Here is a 19,971-nt window from a genome sequence, read left to right on the forward strand (position 1 = left end):
AGGGATCGGTTCGTCAGGTCTGGTCGGACCGTGGCCCGCGCCACCGTCGCCGAACGAACACTTCCCTCAGGCGGAAGCCGTTCCACGACGGTCAGCGCCTATGTGCAGTATCCGCCCACGCCGCAATACGGTCCAGATCGGCAGGTCAGGCGAGCCGGACGGATCGGTCGGGCGCACGGAGCGGGACGCGGGTGTGTGGATACTGGCACCCATGAGTGAGCGCGCCGAGGGCACCGGACCCGACAACAGCGTCGAACCCGCGGACTTCCGGGTCCACGTCGCGAACCAGGCCATCCGACTGTTCGCCGAGCACGGGTACGAGGCGACGACCGTCGACCAGGTCGCGGCCGCCGCCGGCGTCTCGCGGCGCACCTTCTTCCGGCAGTTCCGTTCGAAGGAGGACGTGATCTTCGCCGATCACGAATCGCTGCTCGAGCAGGCGTCGGCGTACCTGGCCACCACGGCCGAGGATCCGTGGGTGGCGGTGTGCGAGGCCGCCCGCCTGGTGTTCGACCGGTTCCGGGAGAACCGCGAGCTGTCGGTGCGGCGGTACCGGGTGGTCCAGCGGGTGCCGGCGCTGCGTGAACGCGAGTTGGTCACCGGGCACCGCTACGAACGGCTGTTCACCGACTACCTGCGCGGCGCGGTCCCGACGGCGAAACCGCTGGACGTGGTGGGTTTCGCGGCGTCCGTGACGGCGTGCCACAACTATCTGCTGCGGGCGATGATCCGGGGCGACGCGGCCGCCACCCCGGCCGAACTGCAGCGCACCCTCGCGGAGATCCGACGCAAGTTCGCGTCCGTGACCGGGGGTCCCGCCACCGCCGCGACCTCGCCCGACGGGACCGCGGTGACCGTCGTGACCTACCCGCCAGGCACTCCGCCGGAGGAGGTGGCGCGGCGCGTGCGGCTGCAGTTGGAGGTGGCGGCCCCACCGACCGCGCCACCCAACCCTTGACTGGCACTAAGTGCCATGGTTCACTAGGGCCATTCGTGGATCCACGTGCGCGATCGGCAGCTAAACCACCAGAACACGCCGACGAGTACGCCACAGCGCGACGAACAGCCGTGGCACTGAGTGCCCCAAGACACATCGTGTCACTCGGTGCCAGCAGACCGTTCCCGAACAACCGACCGTCCTGCACACCCGAGGAGCGACCCCCATGGCCGGCAATCCCGATTTCCCCCTCTTCCAGCTGAACGAGGAGCACGACGAGCTGCGGGCCGCGATCCGCGCTCTCTCCGAGAAGGAGATCGCGCCCTACGCGAAGGAAGTCGACGAGAAGGCCCGCTTCCCCGAGGAAGCCCTGCAGGCGCTCGTGAACTCGGGTTTCAATGCCATCCACGTCCCCGAGGCCTACGACGGCCAGGGCGCCGACTCCGTCGCGGCGTGCATCGTCATCGAAGAGGTCGCCCGCGTCTGCTGTTCGTCGTCGCTGATCCCCGCCGTCAACAAGCTCGGGACCATGGGCCTGATCCTCAAGGGCTCCGAGGAGCTCAAGAAGCAGGTGCTGCCCGACATCGCGAACGGCGCGATGGCGTCGTACGCGCTGTCCGAGCGTGAGGCCGGCTCCGACGCCGCGAGCATGCGCACCCGCGCGAAGGCGGACGGCGACGACTGGATCCTCAACGGCTCCAAGTGCTGGATCACCAACGGCGGCAAGTCCACGTGGTACACGGTCATGGCCGTGACCGACGCCGACAAGGGCGCCAACGGCATCTCCGCGTTCATGGTCCACAAGGACGACGAGGGCTTCGTCGTCGGCCCGCTCGAGCACAAGCTCGGTATCAAGGGCTCGCCCACCGCCGAGCTGTACTTCGAGAACTGCCGCATCCCGGGCGACCGCATCATCGGCGAGCCGGGCACCGGCTTCAAGACCGCGCTCGAGACCCTCGACCACACCCGCCCCACCATCGGTGCGCAGGCACTCGGTGTGGCACAGGGCGCGTTCGACGCAGCCGTGGCCTACACCAAGGACCGCAAGCAGTTCGGCAAGTCGATCGCCGACTTCCAGAACACCCAGTTCATGCTCGCCGACATGGCGATGAAGATCGAGTCGGCCCGCCTCATGGTCTACACCGCGGCCGCCCGCGCCGAGCGCGGCGAGAAGAACCTCGGCTTCATCTCGGCCGCCGCGAAGTGCCTCGCGTCGGACGTCGCGATGGAGGTCACCACCAACGCCGTCCAGCTGTTCGGCGGCGCCGGCTACACCACCGACTTCCCGGTCGAGCGCATGATGCGAGATGCGAAGATCACCCAGATCTACGAGGGCACCAACCAGATCCAGCGTCTGGTGATGTCACGCGCACTGCTCAAGTGACGCACAGTTCCGCTGCGACGGTTTCCGACCCCGCGGTCCCCGACGTTCAATGAGGGTTCGGGGCCGGTGCCGTGACCGACGCGGAGGAGTTGAGTTCACATGGGATCGATCAGCGTGCTCGGAGAGCTGGTGCAGGTCTTGGCCCAGTTGATGACCCTGATGGGTGGTCAGGGCAACGGTGGCGGAGGCCTGGGCGGCGGCGGCCTCGGTGGCGGAGGCCTCGGGGGCGGTCTGGGCGGTGGCCTGGGCGGTCTCGGCGGTGGCAGCCTCGGCAGCTGACCGGTTCGACGACACCCGCTCTACCCCGTCACCCCGGCGTCGGAGCTTTCGACGCCGGGGTGACGGGTGCGGGGCCGCCAATAGCAGAATGACCCTTGACAGCACGTCGCCCGAACGGCGATGTGAAGAAACGACAGTGGAGATTCGACTGTGGAGCTTGTGGGTGTGATCGGCGGCGGCACGATGGGTGCCGGTATCGCCGAGGTGTGTGCCAAGGCCGGAAGCAACGTCCTGGTCCTCGAGACCAAGCAGGAGTTCGCCGACGCCGCCCAGGCGCGCATCGCCAACTCGATCAGCAAGGGTGTCGCTCGCGGCAAGATCACCCAGGAGGAGGCGGACGCCGCCATCGCTCGGGTGCGGGTGACGCTGGACATCGAGGAGTTCGCGGACCGCGACCTCGTCATCGAGGCCGCCCCGGAGATCGAGGCCCTCAAGGCCGACATCTTCGGCAAGCTCGACAAGATCGTGAAGCCGTCCGGCATCCTGGCGACCAACACGTCGTCGATCCCGGTCATCAAGATCGCGAACGCGACCGAGCGTCCGTCGCAGGTCGTCGGTGTCCACTTCTTCAACCCGGTGCCGGTCATGCCGCTGGTGGAGATCGTGGTCAGCCTGGTCACCTCCGAAGAAACGGTCGCGGCCGTCACCGACTACGCGCGTAACACGCTGGGCAAGAAGGCCGTCCGTGCGGGTGACCGCGCCGGCTTCATCGTCAACGCGCTGCTCATCCCCTACCTGTGCGACGCCGTCCGCATGCTCGAGTCGGGCTATGCGACCGCGGAGGACATCGACGAGGCCATGAAGGGCGGCTGCGGCTACCCGATGGGCCCGCTCACGCTGCTCGACACCGTCGGCCTCGACGTCGCGCTGGCCGCGGCCGAATCGATGTACGCCGAGTTCGGTCAGCCCAACTACGCGCCGCCGGCCCTGCTGCGCCGCAAGGTCGACGCCGGACACCTCGGCCGGAAGGTCGGCCAGGGCTTCTACAGCTACAAGTAGCCCGACCGGACGGATCGAGCCCCCCATCGCCGCTGAGGCGGTGGGGGGCTTTGCCCTTCGCGGGCAACGTCATTCGCCGAAAACGCACAAACCTCCGGAACCGCAGCATCGCCTCGATTCGTTCGACGTTCTACGATTGCCTTTTCGCGAACCGCTGCAAGGCATTCGACACAACGGTCGGTCAGGGGAACCCGGTGGAGGATTTCACACTCGTCCAGCTCGAGTACTTCCGCGTGGTCGCCGAGACCGGCAGCATGACCGCGGCGGCAACCAAGCTGAACACCGCGCAATCGACGCTCTCGAGCGCGATCGCCTCGCTCGAGCAGCGCTTCGGCATCGAGTTGCTTCGGCGGATTCCGCGGCGAGGCGTCAAGCCGACCCCCGCCGGGAGTCGCCTGCTGGGCGCGGCGACGCGCCTGCTCGACGACGCCGCGGGCCTGACCTCCGTCGTACGGGGCGACGCGGACGAGGTCGCAGGCCGCATCCGCATCGCCGTGTACTCCCCGCTCGCCCCCATCTACGCGCCGCGTATCGTGGCTGAACTCGAGGGACGGCACCCAGGGCTGGAGGTGACGTTCGTCGAGGGCGACAACCACCAGCTCTCCTCCCACCTGCTGCGCGGGCAGGCCGAGTTCGCGCTCTGCTACGACATCGCACTCGGCGACGGCTGGGATGTCGAAGCGCTGCGCGACATCCCGCCGCACGCGATCGTTCCGCACGATCACCCGCTCGCACGCGCGCACCGCCCGATCCACCTCGACGAGCTCATCGACGAGCCGGCGGTGCTGCTCGACATGCCGACCGCGCTGCAACACTACGTCGGCTACTTCCACACGCTCGGGCTCGAACCCAACATCCGCCACACCGCGAAGAACTACGAGACCGTCCGCGCCTACGTCGCGGCCGGCCTCGGCTACTCGCTGCTCAATCATCGCTACGAAGCCCGTTCACCGGGAGCCTCCCCCGCCGTATCGCTCCCGCTCGCCGATCGGCTCGCGCCCGCACGGCTCTGCATCGTCCGCCCGTCGGGGACGATCGAGTCGCGCCGCGGCACCGTGTGCCGCTCGGCCGTTCGCGCCATCGTCGACCGCACCGACGCCGTCGTCGATTGATCCATCGACCGCATCGATGCAATGGTGCGGAAACTTCCGTTGGTGCTCCTCCGGCGAAGCTCGAACAATTCGAGTTCCATCCCAACGCCCTCCCGCCGCGGGACGCCATTCGACCGGGAGATCACATGTCAACGACGACGACTGACGGCCCGACCCGCCCCATGCAGAAGCGCGTCCTCGCGGGCGGCGCCATCGGGCAGTTCATCGAATTCTACGACTTCGGACTTTATGGGCTCAGCGCCCTTATCCTCGCGCACCAGTTCTTCCCCGCCTCTTCGAACGTCGCGGGACTGCTGGCCACCTTCGCAACCTTCGCCGTCGCCTTCGGCGCCCGACCGCTCGGTGGGCTCTTCTTCGGCGCGCTCGGCGACCGCATCGGTCGGCGGCCGGTGCTGTTCATCACGCTGATGGGCATCGGCATCGCCACCGCGGTGATCGGCCTCCTGCCGTCCTACTCGTCCATCGGCGTGCTCGCACCGTGCTTGCTGATTCTCTGCCGACTGGTGCAGGGCTTCTCCGCCGGCGGCGAGTCGGTCGGAGCGTCGGCGTTCGTGCTCGAACACGCACCCTTGCACCGCCGCGGTCTCTGGCTCTCGATCACGCTGGCGGCGACCGCACTGCCGGGCGTGCTCGCCTCCGCCCTGATGATCTCGGTCAACTCGGTGGTCGGCGCCGAAGCGTACGGCGACTGGGCCTGGCGCATCCCGTTCCTACTGGCGCTGCCTCTGTCGCTGTTCGGCCTCTGGATCCGCCAGAGCACCGAGGAATCCCCCGAGTTCCAGGCGGTCGTCGAGAAGGACCGGCAGCGTGAGTTCTCGCCGATCCGCGAGGCGTTCGCCGAGAACGGCCTGCGCATCTTCCAGGTCCTGGTGATCTGCGGGATGACGGCGCTGGCGTTCTACCTGCTCGCGGGCTACTTCGTGACTTTCCTGCAGACCCAGGCAGGCATGGACCGCGCCACCGCCCTCGGCTTCAATGCCGCCGTGATGATCGTGCTCTCGTTCGCCCTGCCGTTCTTCGGCCACGTGACCGACCGATTCGGTCGACGGCCCTTCCTCATCGCCGGGGCGCTGCTGCTGGCCGTGCTCGGAATCCCGGCGTTCATGCTGACGGCCACCGGCTCCATCGGACTCGCCGCAGTCGGGCTCGTGCTCTACGTGTTCGCGCTCGTCGTCTATGCGGGTGGCAGCACAACGACGTTCGTCGAAGCGTTCTCGACGCGTACCCGGTTCACCAGTGCGGCAATCGCGTACAACGTCGGCTATGCGGTGCTGGGCGGTACCGCCCCGTTGGTCGGAACCTGGCTCGCGTCCACGGGCGTCCCGTGGGCCACCGGCGCATACCTCTCCGCCTACGCGGTGCTGGTGCTGCTCGTCATCACGCTTACGCGCTACCCCGAGACCAACCCCCTCGTGCGCGATGGGGTCGGCCGCGGCCCCGCACCGGCCGAGGCGACGCCGGTCCGCGCCTAGAACAACCCCTGAACGCTCCCCACACGACACGACCGCACGTATTCGAAGACCGAGGAGACCACCATGACCATGGACACGCTCTCGTCCCCCTCGACGGCGACCCGACTCGAGTTCCTCACCGCAATCGAAGCCCTCGACGGGTTCCGGTCGGGCGCCTTCTCGCCGAGTGAGGTGCTCGCGGCGCACTGGGAACAGGCCGATCGAGTCAATCGCCCCGACGACGGCGGCATCAACGCGCTGTCCCACGAATATCGCGAGTCATCGATGCGAACGGCGCGGGAGGCCGACGATCGATACGCCCTAGCTCGCCGTGACGGCGCTCCGACGCCGCCGCTGCTCGGGCTCGCGGTGGCGGCCAAGGAGAAGCACGCGATCGCGGGCGAACCGGTGACGCAGGGCCTGCTCGCGCAGGCCGACGTTCGCGCCGAGGCGGATCTTCCGATCATCGAGCGCATCCGTGAAGCTGGCGGGATCATCCATGCCCGCACGACGACCCCGGAGTTCTCCTGTGCCTCGGTCACGCACTCGAAGCTCTGGGGCGTGACCCGGAACCCGTGGAATCCCGCCGCAGGTCCGGGCGGATCGTCGGGCGGCGCCGGAGCAGCGCTCGCGGCCGGGCTCGCCACCCTCTCCACCGCCTCCGACATCGGAGGATCGACGCGGATACCTGCCGGGTTCTGCGGCGTCGTCGGTTACAAGGCGCCGTACGGCCGCATCCCGGGCGCCGCGCCGCTGTCGGCGGACTGGTACCGCGGCGACGGGCCGATGGGGAGAACGGTGCTCGACACCGCACTGCTGGCGTCGGTCATGTCGGGCCAGCATCACAGCGATCACACATCCTGGGGCCCGCGCAACAACCAGGAACTCGTCGAGATCACCGCGCGCCGGTCGACCGAGCTGCACGGCGTCCGGATCGCCTTCGACCCGACGCTCGGCGGCTTCCCCGTCGACCCCGACGTGGCCGCGAACACCGCCGCCGTGGTCGCGGCCCTCGCCGGTGCCGGCGCCGAGATCGTCGAGGTGCACGCTCGCTGGGATGTGGAGCAGGTGCTCACCGCGTGCTTCACCCACTTCGGCCAGATTATGGGCAACGCCCTCGTCGACGCGGTCGACGGCGACCTCGACTCACTGTCGCCGTACGCTCAACAGTTCGTGCGCGTGACCGCGCGGGCGCGCGAATCGGCCTCTCTTTTCGACTCGATCCGGATGGACATCGAGATCCAGTCGGAGATCTCGCGGCTGCTCGACGGTGTCGACGCGCTCATCACCCCGACTTCGGCGACTGCCATGCTCCCGGCGGACGGAAACTTCCTCGACGGCATCACCCTCAACGGCACCCACTACGACAACTACATGGCCGCGCACATGACGATGCCGTTCAACGCCGCCAATCGTTGTCCGGTACTCGCGGTGCCGAGCGGTCGCGCGGCCTGCGGTGTGCCCACGAGTGTGCAGGTGGTCGGCGCCCCGCTCGACGAAGCGTCGGTCTTCCGCATCGGCGCCACGATCGAGGCGCTCATGCCGCCGCTCGGCACCGCTCCCAGGATGTGAGGATCGCGGCGTCGGCACTGCCGTTCGCCGGAAACGCGAAAACCTCCGGCCTGCAACCGACGACGAGGACGGTCTGCGGGCCGGAGGTTCCGACGGAGATTCAGCTCAGCTGAAGGCGTTCAGGGCGCCGACCAGGCCGAGGATGGCAGCAGCGCCGGAGAGCACGCCGCCGATGCCGCTGATGACCGGCTGGATCTGCTTGATCAGGGCGAGATCAGCGTCGGAAGAACCCATGACAAACTCCTCAAAGTGGATGTGTGTGTACGCGCGCTCTGCGCGCGTCCCGGTGTGTACTGCACGACGCCCACGAGATTACGTAACGGCGCCGCGCAGAGATTCTGCGAGACAGTCGATTTCGCTTCCGACCAGCTCGAATCTCCGTGAGTAATATTCACGTGACCCAGCAACGATCTTGGAACGATCAGGTGTCGAACAGGCGAACAGCAGCGGTCGAATCGGATCGGTCGCGGGAGCGAAGCGCCCGGACCACGCCCGAGAGCGGGGTGCTTCTGTCCGAGAAGTCGTAGTTGGGCGTCCGCCCGTTCCCCAGGTTGAAGTAGACACCGACCTGACCGAAGTCCGGAAGCACCGGAACGGCGGTGGACGTGTCGCCGACGATGCACGGATAGCTGGCGAACATCGCGGCGACTCGCTTCCGGTTCGATGCCGAGATCCGGAACCGGGTATCGATCAGGGAATCGGTCTCCATCTGGAAGTACGCGACGCCGGCGTCGACGAGTCGGTCCAGATGCCCGAGGCTGTCGAGCAGGGACACGTCGTCCTTCAGGATGAAGAACCCGTTCGCGATCTTCGGCACGGTGATCCGCCGCAGGAGGTCCAGCTGCTCGTCGACCGCCGAGATTTTCGCCGGATCCGCGGACGTGAACTCGAAGTAGGCGGGCCGCAGCGACTCGACGACGTCGACGACGTCGTCCGGGGAGTAGCCGGCCGACGCGTCGACGTGCAGCGCCGTCCGGCGACCGATCGTCTCCTGCAGCGCCGCGAACGCGGTCGCGTCGACCACCCTCTTGTCGGTTGTCCCGGGATCGCCCAGGCAGATCCCCACGAGGTCGGCGCCGCGCAGTTTCTCCGCCTCTGCGTGCGAGACGACCTGGTTCACCTTGATCACGAAGCCTCCCGCGTGCGCACCGATCCCTCGGATAGTAGGCCGGCGCACCCCGACTCCGGACCGCGCCGGCCCCTGCGACTCAGCTGTCCTGGTGGCGATCCCCCGTGGGCCGCGCTCCTCGTGGCGGTTGCGTCGGTTCGCCTCAGGATGCGTCGGCGTAGGCGAGGTGACGGCCGCAGTGACGGCACTGAAACAGGTAGGCGGACAGGTCGGAGTCCTTCTCGATCATTGGCCACAGGCGTTCTTCGGGCCAGCCCTGGGAGGAGAAACACGCCAGGGCATCAGGTAGGTGCTGGAGCTGATCCCAGCCAGCGCTGCCGAGAAACATGGCCGCATCGTCGCAGCACACCATCCACCGCTCGCCCTGCCAGCTCACGAAACCGGGTGTGCGGCAGTACAGCTCCTCCACGACTTCGGGCGGGACCTCGCCCATGATGTCGGAGACGAACTCCGACCCGAACCTGGCGTGAGCGCTGCCATCGGCGATGCACCATGGGCACAAGTGTTGCGGCTGCTCATTTCTGCCGTAGGGCATCGCCTCTTGCTCCCACCCGGTCCGAAGCCCGCAGCACGGACACACCACCGTCGGGTTCTCGGTGATCGCGCCCGTCGCAACCGGATCGGGATGGTAGGTGAACGACGGCAATTCCTCCCGAGCCCGCATACGCGACCCCCGCTCCGGCTCGGGCAACCGTCCCAGCGTCCCGGCGTCGATCGGGGTGTCCGTCGGCTCCGCTTCCCCGTTCTGCCGCCACAGCATCGGCCCGAGCCGGGTCGGGTCCGAGGTACCGGGCAACAGGATCATCCGTGTGCTCTCGCTCCACGTGCAGGCCACGACGACCGAGCCCGGCGGCACGTCCGCCGTAGCCCGCAGCCGCCGGGTGTGCCACGCAATGTCCTCCGCCGTCCTGGTGCGGGACTTACGGTCGCTGCGATCCAGCACCGGCAGGAACCGCCACTCCTCACGAGTCAGCCCGGCCCTGTCGTCCACCGTCCACCCGTTCTCCACCCCCAGCCGCTCCCCCAACCAAGCGGGCAGCTCGAACCCAATCGCGGCCTCGCAGGCAGCAATGTCGCTCTCGGGCGCAGGCGGCTTGCTTCGGTCCATGCATCCAAGTCTGGAGCACACGGCCGCCTCCACGCAGACGCGCTCGCCTACCGGCGTGGGCGGCGGGGCGTGGACCTGTCGGATATGAGCACGAGCACGACGACCGAAGCAGCGGCGACACTCCCCGACATTGATTCGAGCGACGAGCGCCGCGGACCACTGGGCTCGCACAATCACCCGCCGGTGGGGCGTGCGCCTGACCATCCCACCGGTGCCTGATCGGTGGTCCGGCCTACGGCCGATTCGGTCGCTCTTCGTGCAGGATCACGAATGGAGGATTCACCCACAACGGATGAAGGGGACATCAAGATGCGAATGGCTTCACGCGCGGCACTGGTCGCGGCGACTGCGATCCCGTTGGCTGTGGTGGCACCGGCGCTGGCGTCGGCGACCGACGCCAGCGAGGTCACCTACAGCTTCACGGTCGACAGGTCGACGGTCACCAACACGATCACGAACAACACCGGCGCGACACTGACGTGCGCGACCGCGCTCGCGCCAGCGCCGGGCGGCGTGCTGCCGCCGGTCGCGGACGTCATCGCCGCGGGCCAGGCGCTCTACGACCAGGGCGAGGTTCAGCCGGGCGTCACCACGCAGACCGTCACCGAGATCCCCGATGGCACCTACGTCATCCTCGCCACGTGCGGGCGCTCCGACAGCAACCCCGCGATGTGGGTCTCGGACTACCCCGGCATCGAGGACTACCTGAAGCCGTTCCAGATCCCCACGTTCACCGTCCATCAGGCGTCGACGGTCGTCACCGTCCCGAACACCGCCCCGTCGACCGCCAGCAGTGTGGATCTTGGCGTGGTGTTCGGCAGCTGACACGGTCGGATCCCGTTCGCGTCCGCGGCCCGCCCCACGCTCGGGGCGGGCCTTCAGCGGCAGTGTGCGACCTCACCCGAACAGGGGGCGGCAGGACTGCTCTCACCGCGGCTGGCACGCACGACGCGTCGACCCACAGCCACAGGTCCAGGCTGCTACGGCCGATGGCTGACGTGGCGGGGATACACACCTGGGCGAGCCACCGACCGTCGGCGACCTCGAGCCAGTTATGGAACGATTCGGTCCATCCTTCGAGGCCTGGCGCGGTCATTGACGCGAGAGCGGCGGGTCTGGGCCGCGGGCGGTCGACTCGACGTCGAGACTGATATCGATGATCCGGACGTGGCCCTCGAAGCTGGCGACGCGGGCGTCGATGACCGCCTCGATTCCTCGCGATCGGAGCATGCCTTCGGGTGCGCGGTGGCGCCGTCGCGTGTCGTAGGACTCGAAGCAACGATGCGCCGACAGCGGCGCGTGGTGTCGCGCGTGGCCGCCTCCTTCCCGAGGACTAGGCCCACGGTGGCAGACCGCGCCCTAGCAGCGGCGAAAACCCCACCCGGGGAGGATGTTCGGGACCGAACGCTCGTAGAGGCTTGGGGCCAGTCGTTCGACAGAAAGGTCCCCGTGTTCCCACGCCTCACCGATCGCACCGCGTCGATCGTCTATATAGTCCTCGTCCTGGCCCTAGCGCTGGTCACCGCGAACATCGCCGAGGGACTCGTCCTCGCATTCTCGCCGCTCTTGGTCGTGCTGATCATGCTGCTGGTGGTCACCAGGGATGGGTACTCCCGGTCCGGCTGGGGCCGACTCGGAATGGGAAAACTCGGCCTCCGATATTGGCCGTTCACGCTGCTGGCAACGGCAGGGGTGTCGGCATTGGCGATCGTGGGTGTCGCCGCCACCGGTGTCGGCAGTCTCACGGCCCCGACCGGTGACTGGCTGAGCTCATCGCTCGCGCTCTGTGTCACCGGCCCGATCCTCGCCTTTGCCGAGGAGATCGGCTGGCGGGGATACCTCCAGCCCCGCCTGGAGTTCCTCGGCGAGCGGCTGGCCATGCTGATGGTCGGGATCGTGTGGATCGGCTGGCATCTTCCCTATATTCTGCTGACCCCGTACTACCACGCCGACGGCCAGCGCGGCCTCGTGCTCGCCTTGTTCGCCGGCACCGTTATCGCCTTCTCGTTCCTGTTCGGCTACCTACGCGTGCGATCAGGCAGCGTGTGGCCGGCAGTACTCGCGCACTTCGCGCACAACGCGACCTTCGCGGTCCTGGCAACGTACGCAATCACCACCGCCGATCCCGTCGCGGTGAACGAGTACCTGGCCGGCGACACGGGCCTGTTCGTGCTGCTCGGAACCGCCGCGTTCGCCGTGATCCTGGCACGTCGGCAGAGCGCGGCTACAGCGACGCAGGCGGCGCACTCAGCCCCGCCGTCCGCGCGACGATGACCGCCTGCACACGGTCGCGCAGACCCAACTTGCGGAGCACTGAACCGAGATGGGTCTTCACCGTCGACTCGGCAACGTGAAGGCGGACCGCGATCTCCGCATTGGTCAGCCCGAGACCGACGGCGGCGAGGATCTCACGTTCGCGGGCCGTCAAGCCGGCGACCGCCGACGCCTCGGCCGGCACAGGTTCCGTGGCGGTCGCAGGTTCCCCGGTCAGTACGTACGAATCGACCAAGCGCCGCATCAGCCGTGGCGCGATCGGGGCCTCGCCGACCGCGGCCGCCCGGACAGCCGCCACCAGCTCCGCCGCCCCAGCATCCTTGAGGAGGAACCCCGACGCGCCCGCCCGCAACGCCGCGACGAGCAACTCGTCCGTATCGAACGTCGTCAACATCACCACACGCGGCGGGTCAGGGGCGGAGAGCAGCCGGCGTGTCGCCTCGATGCCGTCGATCCCGGGCATGTGGATGTCCATCAACACAACATCGGCTCGGTGCTCGGGCCGGTGGAGTGCCGCCACCGCGGCATCGCCGTCCGCGGCGCCGCCGACGACGCGCATGCCCACGGTCGCGTCGATGATCATCGCGAACCCGGTCCGAACGAGTTCCTGATCATCGACGAGGAACACCCGGATGGTCCCGTCCACAGTCACAATGCGCTCCGTTCGCCGGCCGGGGGTTCGATCGGGATCGTCGCCTGGACCGCGAATCCTCCCACCGCTCCCGGGCCCGCGCTGAACCGGCCGCCGAGCTCGTGAACCCGCTCGCGCATACCGTCGAGGCCGTGACCCGGTGTCGTTGCGGCACGCGCGTCTACTCCCCGGCCGTCGTCAGTGACACGCACCTGCAACCGGTCCGAACCCGACGCAACGAGCACATGAGCGCGCGCCGAGACACCCGCATGCTTGAGCACGTTCGTGAGCGATTCCTGCACGACGCGCACCGTCACGAATCGCAGCTGGGCCGGGAGCGTGTCGAAGGCCTCGGGATCGTCCGCCAGGTCGACCGGAAGCCCTGCCGCGCGAACGGAATCGACGAGCCACCGCAACTCGACGGCCGTCGCCCGGCCGTCGTCGCCGGAGTCGCGAGTGTCGACGTCACGCAGCACGTCGACGACGGTGCGCACCTCGGCGAGCGCGGATCGCGCGGTGCGCCCGATGACCTCGAGCGCCTCACGGGCGTGCGTTCGATGCCAGGTCTCGGCGTTGTCAGCCGCATAGGCGGCGCCGTCGGCCTGCACGATGACGACTGTGAGCGAATGCGCGACGATGTCGTGGATCTCGCGCGCTGCGGTCATTCGCTCGCGCTGCGCGACGTACCGCTCGAGCTGACGCTGTCCAGCCTCGAGTTCGGCAACAGCGGCGGTCAGTCGGAGCAGATTCTCTTCCCTGCCCCGCACGAGGTTGCCGATCACCCATACCAATGTGGCCCACACTGCGAGCACCGCCGCTGCCTCGAGCGAATTCTGGACGTACGCGGGCGGCGTGCTCCACCGAAATCCCGCCAGCACGGCACCGACCAGTACGGCGACGAGCACGAACACCCGCGCCCCGACCGACCGGACATGGGCGGCGACCGAGTAGACCACCAGGGCCTGAGCGACGTTGGCCGGCAGCGGAATCGGTACGACGACGAGTTGGATCACTGACATCGCGAGTGTCCACACGAGGATGAGGCCTGGGCAGTGACGGCGCAGCGCGAGCGGCGCGAGCGTGCAGACCGCGACGACCAGGCCGGCCCGACCCGCAAGGTAGGCGCTCGCCGCCGCGAGTGGAATCAGCAGCATGCAGGCAAGTACCGAATCCAGCAACAACGGGTGCCGCCGGGCCCATCGATACACCGCCGCAGCAAACACGTCACGCCGCTCACCGGCACTCCACAACGCCGGCGAGTTACTCGGAAATCCCACACTGTCTCCTGACGTCGGTGTCACGCACCTCCCGCACACCTGGCCGTCCGGTGTGACGGTCATTCCGTCGGCGTGAGATCCGCACCATGGCAACCGATTCCGGATACTGCCGCATCACCGGCGCCGGCCTCCATGTTCAGGCCACTCGGCGCCTGATCGCTTGACTCACATCCATATTCTAGCACTAGAATATGGATGTGAATTTGACGCCCGCAGAGCTGACTGTCCTGGGCTTGGTCGTCGAGCAGCCTCGGCATGGCTACGACCTGGAGCAGGTTATCGACCAGCGCGGTATCCGGGAGTGGACGGACATCGGCTTCTCGTCGATCTACTACGTGCTGACCAAGTTGGAGAAGCGTGGCCTTGTCAGTGCCGAAGAGGGGCGTTCTGGCGCGAAGTCGCGGCGAGTGTTCCGAGCAACCGAGGAAGGTCGGCACGCTGCGGCGAGTGGGGCGCTTGCCTATGTCTCCGTTCTCCGATCGGTTCCGCATCCGGTCCTCGTCGGACTGGCCAACCTGCCGCTACTTTCCGAGCAGGCCTACGACGACGCACTGCGCAGCAGGTTGACGCAGATCGAGGCCAGAATCGCGTCCGTCATGAAAGCCGAGGAGGAACAAGCGCCCCTTCCGCTTTCCGCTCGCGAAGTCTTTTCCTACTCCCTCACCCTCTTGGAAGCAGAAAGGTCGTGGCTCGCAGAGCGAGTCCAGGTATCCGATGAGTGACATGAACGGACTCGACCGGCACGACGAGAAGACGATCATTGATGGAATCTCTACTGTCGGCGGTCTGCATTGCGAGACGACAGCGCTGGGTGTGCTCCTCAGGCACGCCGGAGTCGAGCTTTCCGAACCCATGCTGTTCGGGCTGGGGAGCGGACTGTCATTCATCTACTGGGACTCGAAGCAACAGGAACTGCCGTTTCTTGGCGGCAGGGTGAAACCCTTTGCGCTCACCCAGAATCTGACGGCGCAACTGGGCTTGACGTTGCGGGTGCAGGAGACCGCCTCTGCGCAGAAGGCATGGGACCGGGTGCGGGCGTCGATCGACGAGGGGATCCCGGTAGGCCTCCAGCTCGACAGCCACGACCTGGACTACTTCGGATCCCGAGTGCACTTCGCCGGCCACGTCGTCGCCATGTACGGCTATGACGACGAGAGGGCGTACCTGGTGGACACCGCGCAGCAAGGCGGCCGCGTGTCGACGAGCCTGCAGAGCCTGGCTAAGGCACGAGCCGCACGGGGGCCGATGTCGGCCCGCCACCGGTCGTTCACCGTGGAGGTCCCAGCGTCGTACAACGATGCCGAGCGGCTCGTGCCCGCGATTGTCTCCGCGGTCACGGCGTGCGCCGAGGAGTTCCTGACGCCACCGATTTCCAACCTGGGCAATCGTGGCATCCGTACGGCCGCAACGCGCGTACGGTCGTTGCTCGATCGGGTCGCGGACCCCGAACGTGATCTCGCTGTCATCGGCACGCTGATGGAACGGGCAGGCACCGGAGGCGCCCTGTTCCGTAACCTGTACCGCGACTTCCTCACCGAGTGCCACGAACTACTCGAGGGCAGGCCGGAGGCGGAGCTGATCATGCAGGCGAGGCAGTATTTCGCCGACTCCGCACAAATGTGGACGAGCGTCGCGCAGCTCATCGAGCGCGCGGGCGCCACAGACAACCCGGAACACCTGACCGAAGCGAGCGGACAACTGGCGGACATCGCGGTGATCGAGACGATCGCGATGACTACGCTCCGATCCCTGAACGTGCCCGCACCGCTCTAATCGTCTGGGCGCTCCTGATTGTCACGCTCCCGCGTCACCTTGAAATCGACCACTGCGCTATGAGCAGGAGCCGTCTCAGCGGTGGCGGCCATGCGCTGGACAAGCGACGAGTGTTCGGTCAGAGTCACGGCCCGTGGTGAGCGGCGTCATCCTGCTCACCAGCACAGCCACTTGAAGTGGGGACGGCGCCGCGGATCGCACCTCTCGCGCGACGCCGTCCGGCACCCGCAACCCGCCAGGCCCAGTGACGGTGCTGCGGGCTGTCGCCCCGTCCAGGAGGAATCACATCTGCGGGGCAACAACTTTCGACGTTACTCGGATCGTTCTCCGGGTCAACATTCCGAAGCCGGCAGCGCATCCGGGCGATCGTGGCATACGCGGAGTCGACCAAGAACCGGCACCGTGTCGTCTCCGCAGCACAGACACGTCTCGCCGCCATCGCGCAGGAAATCACCGGTATCCGATCCATCGGTCCGCGTCCTGCAATACGCCTCCTGATACGTCGGATCTGCACGTCCGCGCACCGTTCATCCCGTTGCGCGATCGGCGATTTCGCGTAGCGTCGACTGTGGCCGCCGGCTCGGATCGACAGTGAAGGTCGGGCGGCACGTTCGGGGCACGCCACACGCTACGGCGCGGTGAGGTCGTGAGCGATCCGGGCGGCACTGGAACGGGTGAGCGGGGCGCACCCGTCCGGTGCCGTCCCTCAGCACGGCAGGATCTGTCGATACCACCCGCCGGCAGAGCCTGCAGCGGCACGATCCACAAGATCATGCCGCCCTCACCCCCCGACGATGGCACGACCGCAGGAACTGGTTTCGATGGTGGAAGAGTCGCCGCGAGTGAGATCTTCGGCGGCGGCAGCCGCCACACTTCTACCCCGAGCCGGCGGGGTCGCGACCAGATCCAGCAGAATCCTTCTTGCGGCATATGATCGGAATCATTGCGCAAGTCCGGGTTTCGAGTTCACAGCGATCCCGTTCGGGGTGCGAGGTATTCTTGCCGCGTGTCTGCCACCGCTGGCAGAAGCTGAAGTGATTGCCCCGGATCGTCGGATCCGTGTCGTAGAAGCACCGACGCTGAGAGCGCAAGCTAGTGAGTGGTGCGGGTGTCAGTGCAAGGGGCGGCCGGGGCTCTTCGAGTTCTGCTCCACAGCCGACTCGCGTCGATCGTATGATCGTGGCCGATGAGGTCGATCTGTCGGGCAGTCAGGCCGAGATCGCCGGCACGCGACAGCGCGTCGTCGTAGGTGAGAGTGCCGACAGGCCGGGGAGAGTCCGCGTCAGCAAATCGGATCGCCAGGTCGTGCACCGTTTCCGGCTCGGGGTGTGCAGCGTGGAACAATGCACCCTTGTCGGGGGTGGAGCAGCTCAGCGCCAGCTCCGCGATCAGCGCGCCGAGTTCGTCGACCTCGATCACAGAGAGCAGCGCAGAGCCGTGGTCGATCCATGCCTGTGTCCTGGCGAGGATGCTCTCCAGGCCGGGCCGGAACCACCTGTCGCCATGTCCGTACACGAACCCCGGACGGACGGTGGTTCCGCCGCGGGCGCGGACGAGTTCGTCGGCTGCGGCTCTGGCTGCGCTCAGTGCGGTGACCGGGTGTGGTGCCCGGCTGTCTTCGACGACGTTCCTGAACGGCCCAGGTCCGTAGACCCCGATGGTGCTGACGTTGATGACGTGTTCGATCTTGTGCAGTTCTGCGGCGGTCATCACGTTGTCGGTGCCGGTCAGATTGACCGTCTCGCAGAGTCGTTCATCGGGACCCGTGTAGCTGGCGGCATGGACGACGACGTCCACGCCCTCGAGGGCGTGGACCAGTGATCGCAGTTCCGCGATGTCAGCGGTGACGTAGCGAACGTCGGCATGCTGCACGTGGGGTGGCGTTCGCACTACGGCTGTGACTCGGCAGCCGGACAGAGCCAGCGCCCGTAGAGTGGCAGAGCCAATGAAACCGGCTGACCCTATTACTGCGATACTACGTAGCCAGTCTTCTTGTTCCATGCAAGTGTGTTCCATCGAGGCTATTTCGTTGTGCCGCAGATCGGTTTCGCTGCGGCGCGACTCAGCAAGCAGATGGTCGGTCATGAGACAGTCCGATCGGTAGTCGACGAAAGAGAGGATTCAACACGGTGGTCAGGCAGGAGAGAGCGATCGCAACCCGGCAGCAAATCGTCAAGGGCGCGGCCGAGATGTTCGATCGGGAAGGATACGAGCGCGCGACTCTGGCGGATATCGTCGATCACTGCGGTCTGACGAAGGGTGCGTTGTATTTCCACTTCAAGTCCAAGGACGAACTGGCCGCGGTTGTCATCGAGGAGCAGCACGCTGTTGCGATGAACGCGGTCAAGGCGATCAACGCGACCGCCGCACCTGCCCTCGAACAGATCGTGATGCTGTGTTACGAGATGGGCCGCGAGATGGTCGACGACCCCTTCGTCCGTGCCGGTATCCGATTGACTCTCGAGCTGAGCGCGGTGGCCGGGCCGCGGAAGCCATACCTCGACTGGATCACCAGTTGTGAGCAGATGCTCCGCGCCGCAGTCGAGGAGGGCGACGTCCTCGACACCCTCGACACAGCCGACCTCGCCTACTACATCATCTCCGCCTTCACCGGCGTCCAGCTGGTTTCGAACGTGCTCACGGCACGCGCCGACCTCGACGCCCGTATCGACCAGATGCTCACCTTCGTGCTTGCCACGATCGTCCCACCGCGGCGTCGCCGCAAGATCGACACCATCCGTCATGCGCGCTGGGTTCCGGCCAGCGCGTGATCGCGGGTCTTCGCCGGCAACGCCAGCCGCACACTGCCCAACGCGTGGACCTCAGCCCACTGTGAAAACTCGACATCGACCCAGGCATCGTCGTCTTCCCGAACTCGGGCCGTCACCGTGGTGGGCTCGTCGAGCTCGAGGAACCGACGGAAGCTGACGTCGATGACCTCGACGTCCGCGCACGGCTGACCCAACCGTAGCCGGGCGCTCTGACGCACGGCTTCGAGAATCAGAGCACCCGGCACATGGTCGAGGGGATGATCGAACAACACCGGGTGCGTCAGATCGCTACGCAACAACCACTTTCCGCCCCCCGCGCCCGCAGGGTGCGCTCCCAGGACGACCGCTCGCGGATCCGGCACACACACCGCGTCGGGGTGAACGGGCGTAGGCTGCGGCGCGAGCCCGATCACACGGGCCTCGCTCCCCTGCCACCGCGCACGCTCATACGCGGACGGAGACAACACATTCGCCGCGGCCGAACCGCGACCGACCGTCACATCGCCCATACGGAACTCGAACGTCACGGTGAACGCCGAGAGAATTCCGTTGCGCCGAGCCGTTTCCGTGACTCGGGTATCGATGGTGACCTCTGCCGGGCGTGACCCGATCGTGAGCAGGTCCACACTGGACTCGACCCGCATCCTCTGCATCGTGAACTTGTAGGCCAGCGGTACGGCGTATCGGACGTGCGCAAGGTAGATCGCACACTGCCGTATCGTCTCCGCGAGGAGCATCGTGTCATATCGCTCCGAGCAGGTCCGGTAGAAGGCATGCAGCCGTGGCCACTGCGCCCCGACAAGGAACCGGCCGTCACCAACGGGCACACAATCGGTGAGATACACCTCCGCGATCGCCTGCCGGTGCACGAACCGCCTCGGCACCGTTGACTGAAAATTCAGAACCACACCCATCCAACGCCCCCCTGCCAACATGCCAGCCGACCGGCTTTCTGAACGCGGACTATAGGCCAGACGTCCCGGCGAAATACCCTCTTCGTCGGAATCTGTTCCGAATCAACGGAAGAGGACGAATTTCTCGCGTCGGCTTTGCCTCGACGCCCTCTGCCGCTATGCTTGGTTCGTCGCATACCAGCTGGCCGGTTTCTGGGGTGAAAATGTAGACCGGCTTCAATCAGGTGCGATGAGCGGCGCCGCGAAGCGGTGCCGAGGGGAGGGAAGAGGGGGCGGGCGGGGCCGGACTAGTGGTGATCCGGCCCCGCCTCACGCGAGCGCAACCCTGATGCCGGGGGGGGCGTCTACACATTGCCACCG

At 67.0% G+C, this 19,971-nt stretch carries 20 protein-coding genes; 12 read left to right on the top strand and 8 right to left on the bottom strand.

Going from position 1 to position 19,971, the window contains the following annotated elements:
* The first annotated feature begins 211 nt into the window (after positions 1-211).
* The 7 genes from ABTV10_RS22965 to ABTV10_RS22995 all read left to right on the top strand — a co-directional run bounded on the left by ABTV10_RS22965 (position 212) and on the right by ABTV10_RS22995 (position 7,734).
* On the top strand, positions 212-958 hold the full coding sequence (locus tag ABTV10_RS22965) for a TetR family transcriptional regulator (protein ID WP_433607898.1): 747 nt from the start codon (positions 212-214) through the stop codon (positions 956-958).
* 205 nt (positions 959-1,163) lie between these two features.
* Positions 1,164-2,321: an acyl-CoA dehydrogenase gene (locus ABTV10_RS22970; protein WP_433607900.1), complete on the top strand. Its 1,158-nt coding sequence runs from the start codon at positions 1,164-1,166 to the stop codon at positions 2,319-2,321.
* Positions 2,322-2,420: 99 nt separating this feature from the next.
* Positions 2,421-2,600, top strand: a complete 180-nt coding sequence (locus tag ABTV10_RS22975) for a hypothetical protein (RefSeq protein WP_433607902.1) — start codon at positions 2,421-2,423, stop codon at positions 2,598-2,600.
* Positions 2,601-2,750: 150 nt separating this feature from the next.
* Positions 2,751-3,599 carry a 3-hydroxybutyryl-CoA dehydrogenase gene (locus ABTV10_RS22980; RefSeq protein ID WP_433607904.1) on the top strand — a complete coding sequence of 283 codons (849 nt, stop codon included), beginning with the start codon at positions 2,751-2,753 and terminating at the stop codon, positions 3,597-3,599.
* Between the two features lie 194 nt (positions 3,600-3,793).
* The gene (locus tag ABTV10_RS22985; RefSeq protein ID WP_499030770.1) at positions 3,794-4,711 is read left to right on the top strand and encodes a LysR family transcriptional regulator; all 918 of its coding nucleotides are present in this window, start codon (positions 3,794-3,796) and stop codon (positions 4,709-4,711) included.
* Between the two features lie 125 nt (positions 4,712-4,836).
* Positions 4,837-6,183: an MFS transporter gene (locus ABTV10_RS22990; protein WP_499030772.1), complete on the top strand. Its 1,347-nt coding sequence runs from the start codon at positions 4,837-4,839 to the stop codon at positions 6,181-6,183.
* 63 nt (positions 6,184-6,246) lie between these two features.
* Positions 6,247-7,734 carry an amidase gene (locus tag ABTV10_RS22995; RefSeq protein WP_433607910.1) on the top strand — a complete coding sequence of 496 codons (1,488 nt, stop codon included), beginning with the start codon at positions 6,247-6,249 and terminating at the stop codon, positions 7,732-7,734.
* Between the two features lie 105 nt (positions 7,735-7,839).
* On the opposite strand, the gene ABTV10_RS23000 is transcribed toward ABTV10_RS22995, so the two are convergent.
* The 3 genes from ABTV10_RS23000 to ABTV10_RS23010 form a co-directional block, all read right to left on the bottom strand.
* The gene (locus ABTV10_RS23000; RefSeq protein ID WP_031937808.1) at positions 7,840-7,968 is read right to left on the bottom strand and encodes a hypothetical protein; all 129 of its coding nucleotides are present in this window, start codon (positions 7,966-7,968) and stop codon (positions 7,840-7,842) included.
* A 187-nt stretch (positions 7,969-8,155) separates the two neighbouring features.
* A complete protein-coding gene (locus ABTV10_RS23005) occupies positions 8,156-8,863 on the bottom strand; it encodes a hypothetical protein (protein ID WP_499030776.1) in 708 nt (235 codons plus the stop codon).
* 142 nt (positions 8,864-9,005) lie between these two features.
* Positions 9,006-9,971, bottom strand: a complete 966-nt coding sequence (locus tag ABTV10_RS23010) for a CbrC family protein (protein WP_499030779.1) — start codon at positions 9,969-9,971, stop codon at positions 9,006-9,008.
* Positions 9,972-10,286: 315 nt separating this feature from the next.
* On the opposite strand from ABTV10_RS23010, the gene ABTV10_RS23015 reads away from it, so the two are divergent.
* Positions 10,287-10,796, top strand: coding sequence for a hypothetical protein (locus ABTV10_RS23015; RefSeq protein ID WP_499030782.1), 510 nt, complete (start codon positions 10,287-10,289; stop codon positions 10,794-10,796).
* 267 nt (positions 10,797-11,063) lie between these two features.
* On the opposite strand, the gene ABTV10_RS23020 is transcribed toward ABTV10_RS23015, so the two are convergent.
* Complete coding sequence (locus tag ABTV10_RS23020; RefSeq protein ID WP_499030784.1) at positions 11,064-11,201, bottom strand: hypothetical protein; 138 nt, start codon at positions 11,199-11,201, stop codon at positions 11,064-11,066.
* A 219-nt stretch (positions 11,202-11,420) separates the two neighbouring features.
* Between ABTV10_RS23020 and ABTV10_RS23025 the strand changes: the two genes are divergently transcribed.
* Positions 11,421-12,245, top strand: a complete 825-nt coding sequence (locus ABTV10_RS23025; protein WP_499030786.1) for a CPBP family intramembrane glutamic endopeptidase — start codon at positions 11,421-11,423, stop codon at positions 12,243-12,245.
* On the opposite strand, the gene ABTV10_RS23030 is transcribed toward ABTV10_RS23025, so the two are convergent.
* Together ABTV10_RS23030 and ABTV10_RS23035 are read right to left on the bottom strand one after the other, a co-directional pair.
* A complete protein-coding gene (locus ABTV10_RS23030; protein ID WP_499030789.1) occupies positions 12,196-12,897 on the bottom strand; it encodes a response regulator in 702 nt (233 codons plus the stop codon). The two genes, ABTV10_RS23025 and ABTV10_RS23030, sit on opposite strands and share 50 nt — an antisense overlap.
* Positions 12,894-14,153, bottom strand: coding sequence for a sensor histidine kinase (locus ABTV10_RS23035; RefSeq protein ID WP_499030791.1), 1,260 nt, complete (start codon positions 14,151-14,153; stop codon positions 12,894-12,896). Before ABTV10_RS23035 ends, ABTV10_RS23030 begins: the two co-directional genes overlap by 4 nt.
* Before the next feature lie 197 nt (positions 14,154-14,350).
* Here ABTV10_RS23035 and ABTV10_RS23040 point away from each other — a divergent pair, with 197 nt between their 5' ends.
* Both ABTV10_RS23040 and ABTV10_RS23045 read left to right on the top strand, forming a co-directional pair.
* Positions 14,351-14,875: a PadR family transcriptional regulator gene (locus ABTV10_RS23040; RefSeq protein ID WP_433607926.1), complete on the top strand. Its 525-nt coding sequence runs from the start codon at positions 14,351-14,353 to the stop codon at positions 14,873-14,875.
* On the top strand, positions 14,868-15,926 hold the full coding sequence (locus ABTV10_RS23045) for a BtrH N-terminal domain-containing protein (RefSeq protein WP_499030794.1): 1,059 nt from the start codon (positions 14,868-14,870) through the stop codon (positions 15,924-15,926). The genes ABTV10_RS23040 and ABTV10_RS23045 overlap by 8 nt, the downstream gene beginning before the upstream one ends.
* A 1,092-nt stretch (positions 15,927-17,018) precedes the next feature.
* Here ABTV10_RS23045 and ABTV10_RS23050 read toward each other — a convergent pair.
* Positions 17,019-18,011 carry an NAD-dependent epimerase/dehydratase family protein gene (locus ABTV10_RS23050; RefSeq protein ID WP_499030796.1) on the bottom strand — a complete coding sequence of 331 codons (993 nt, stop codon included), beginning with the start codon at positions 18,009-18,011 and terminating at the stop codon, positions 17,019-17,021.
* A gap of 44 nt (positions 18,012-18,055) precedes the next feature.
* Between ABTV10_RS23050 and ABTV10_RS23055 the strand changes: the two genes are divergently transcribed.
* Complete coding sequence (locus tag ABTV10_RS23055) at positions 18,056-18,697, top strand: ScbR family autoregulator-binding transcription factor (protein ID WP_499030799.1); 642 nt, start codon at positions 18,056-18,058, stop codon at positions 18,695-18,697.
* On the opposite strand, the gene ABTV10_RS23060 is transcribed toward ABTV10_RS23055, so the two are convergent.
* Positions 18,667-19,632 carry a ScbA/BarX family gamma-butyrolactone biosynthesis protein gene (locus ABTV10_RS23060; RefSeq protein ID WP_499030801.1) on the bottom strand — a complete coding sequence of 322 codons (966 nt, stop codon included), beginning with the start codon at positions 19,630-19,632 and terminating at the stop codon, positions 18,667-18,669. The two genes, ABTV10_RS23055 and ABTV10_RS23060, sit on opposite strands and share 31 nt — an antisense overlap.
* Between the last annotated feature and the right edge of the window lie 339 nt (positions 19,633-19,971).

This window comes from Paraburkholderia sp. RHO2, from assembly GCF_050955445.1.
In the GTDB taxonomy this organism is placed as follows: domain Bacteria; phylum Actinomycetota; class Actinomycetes; order Mycobacteriales; family Mycobacteriaceae; genus Prescottella; species Prescottella agglutinans_A.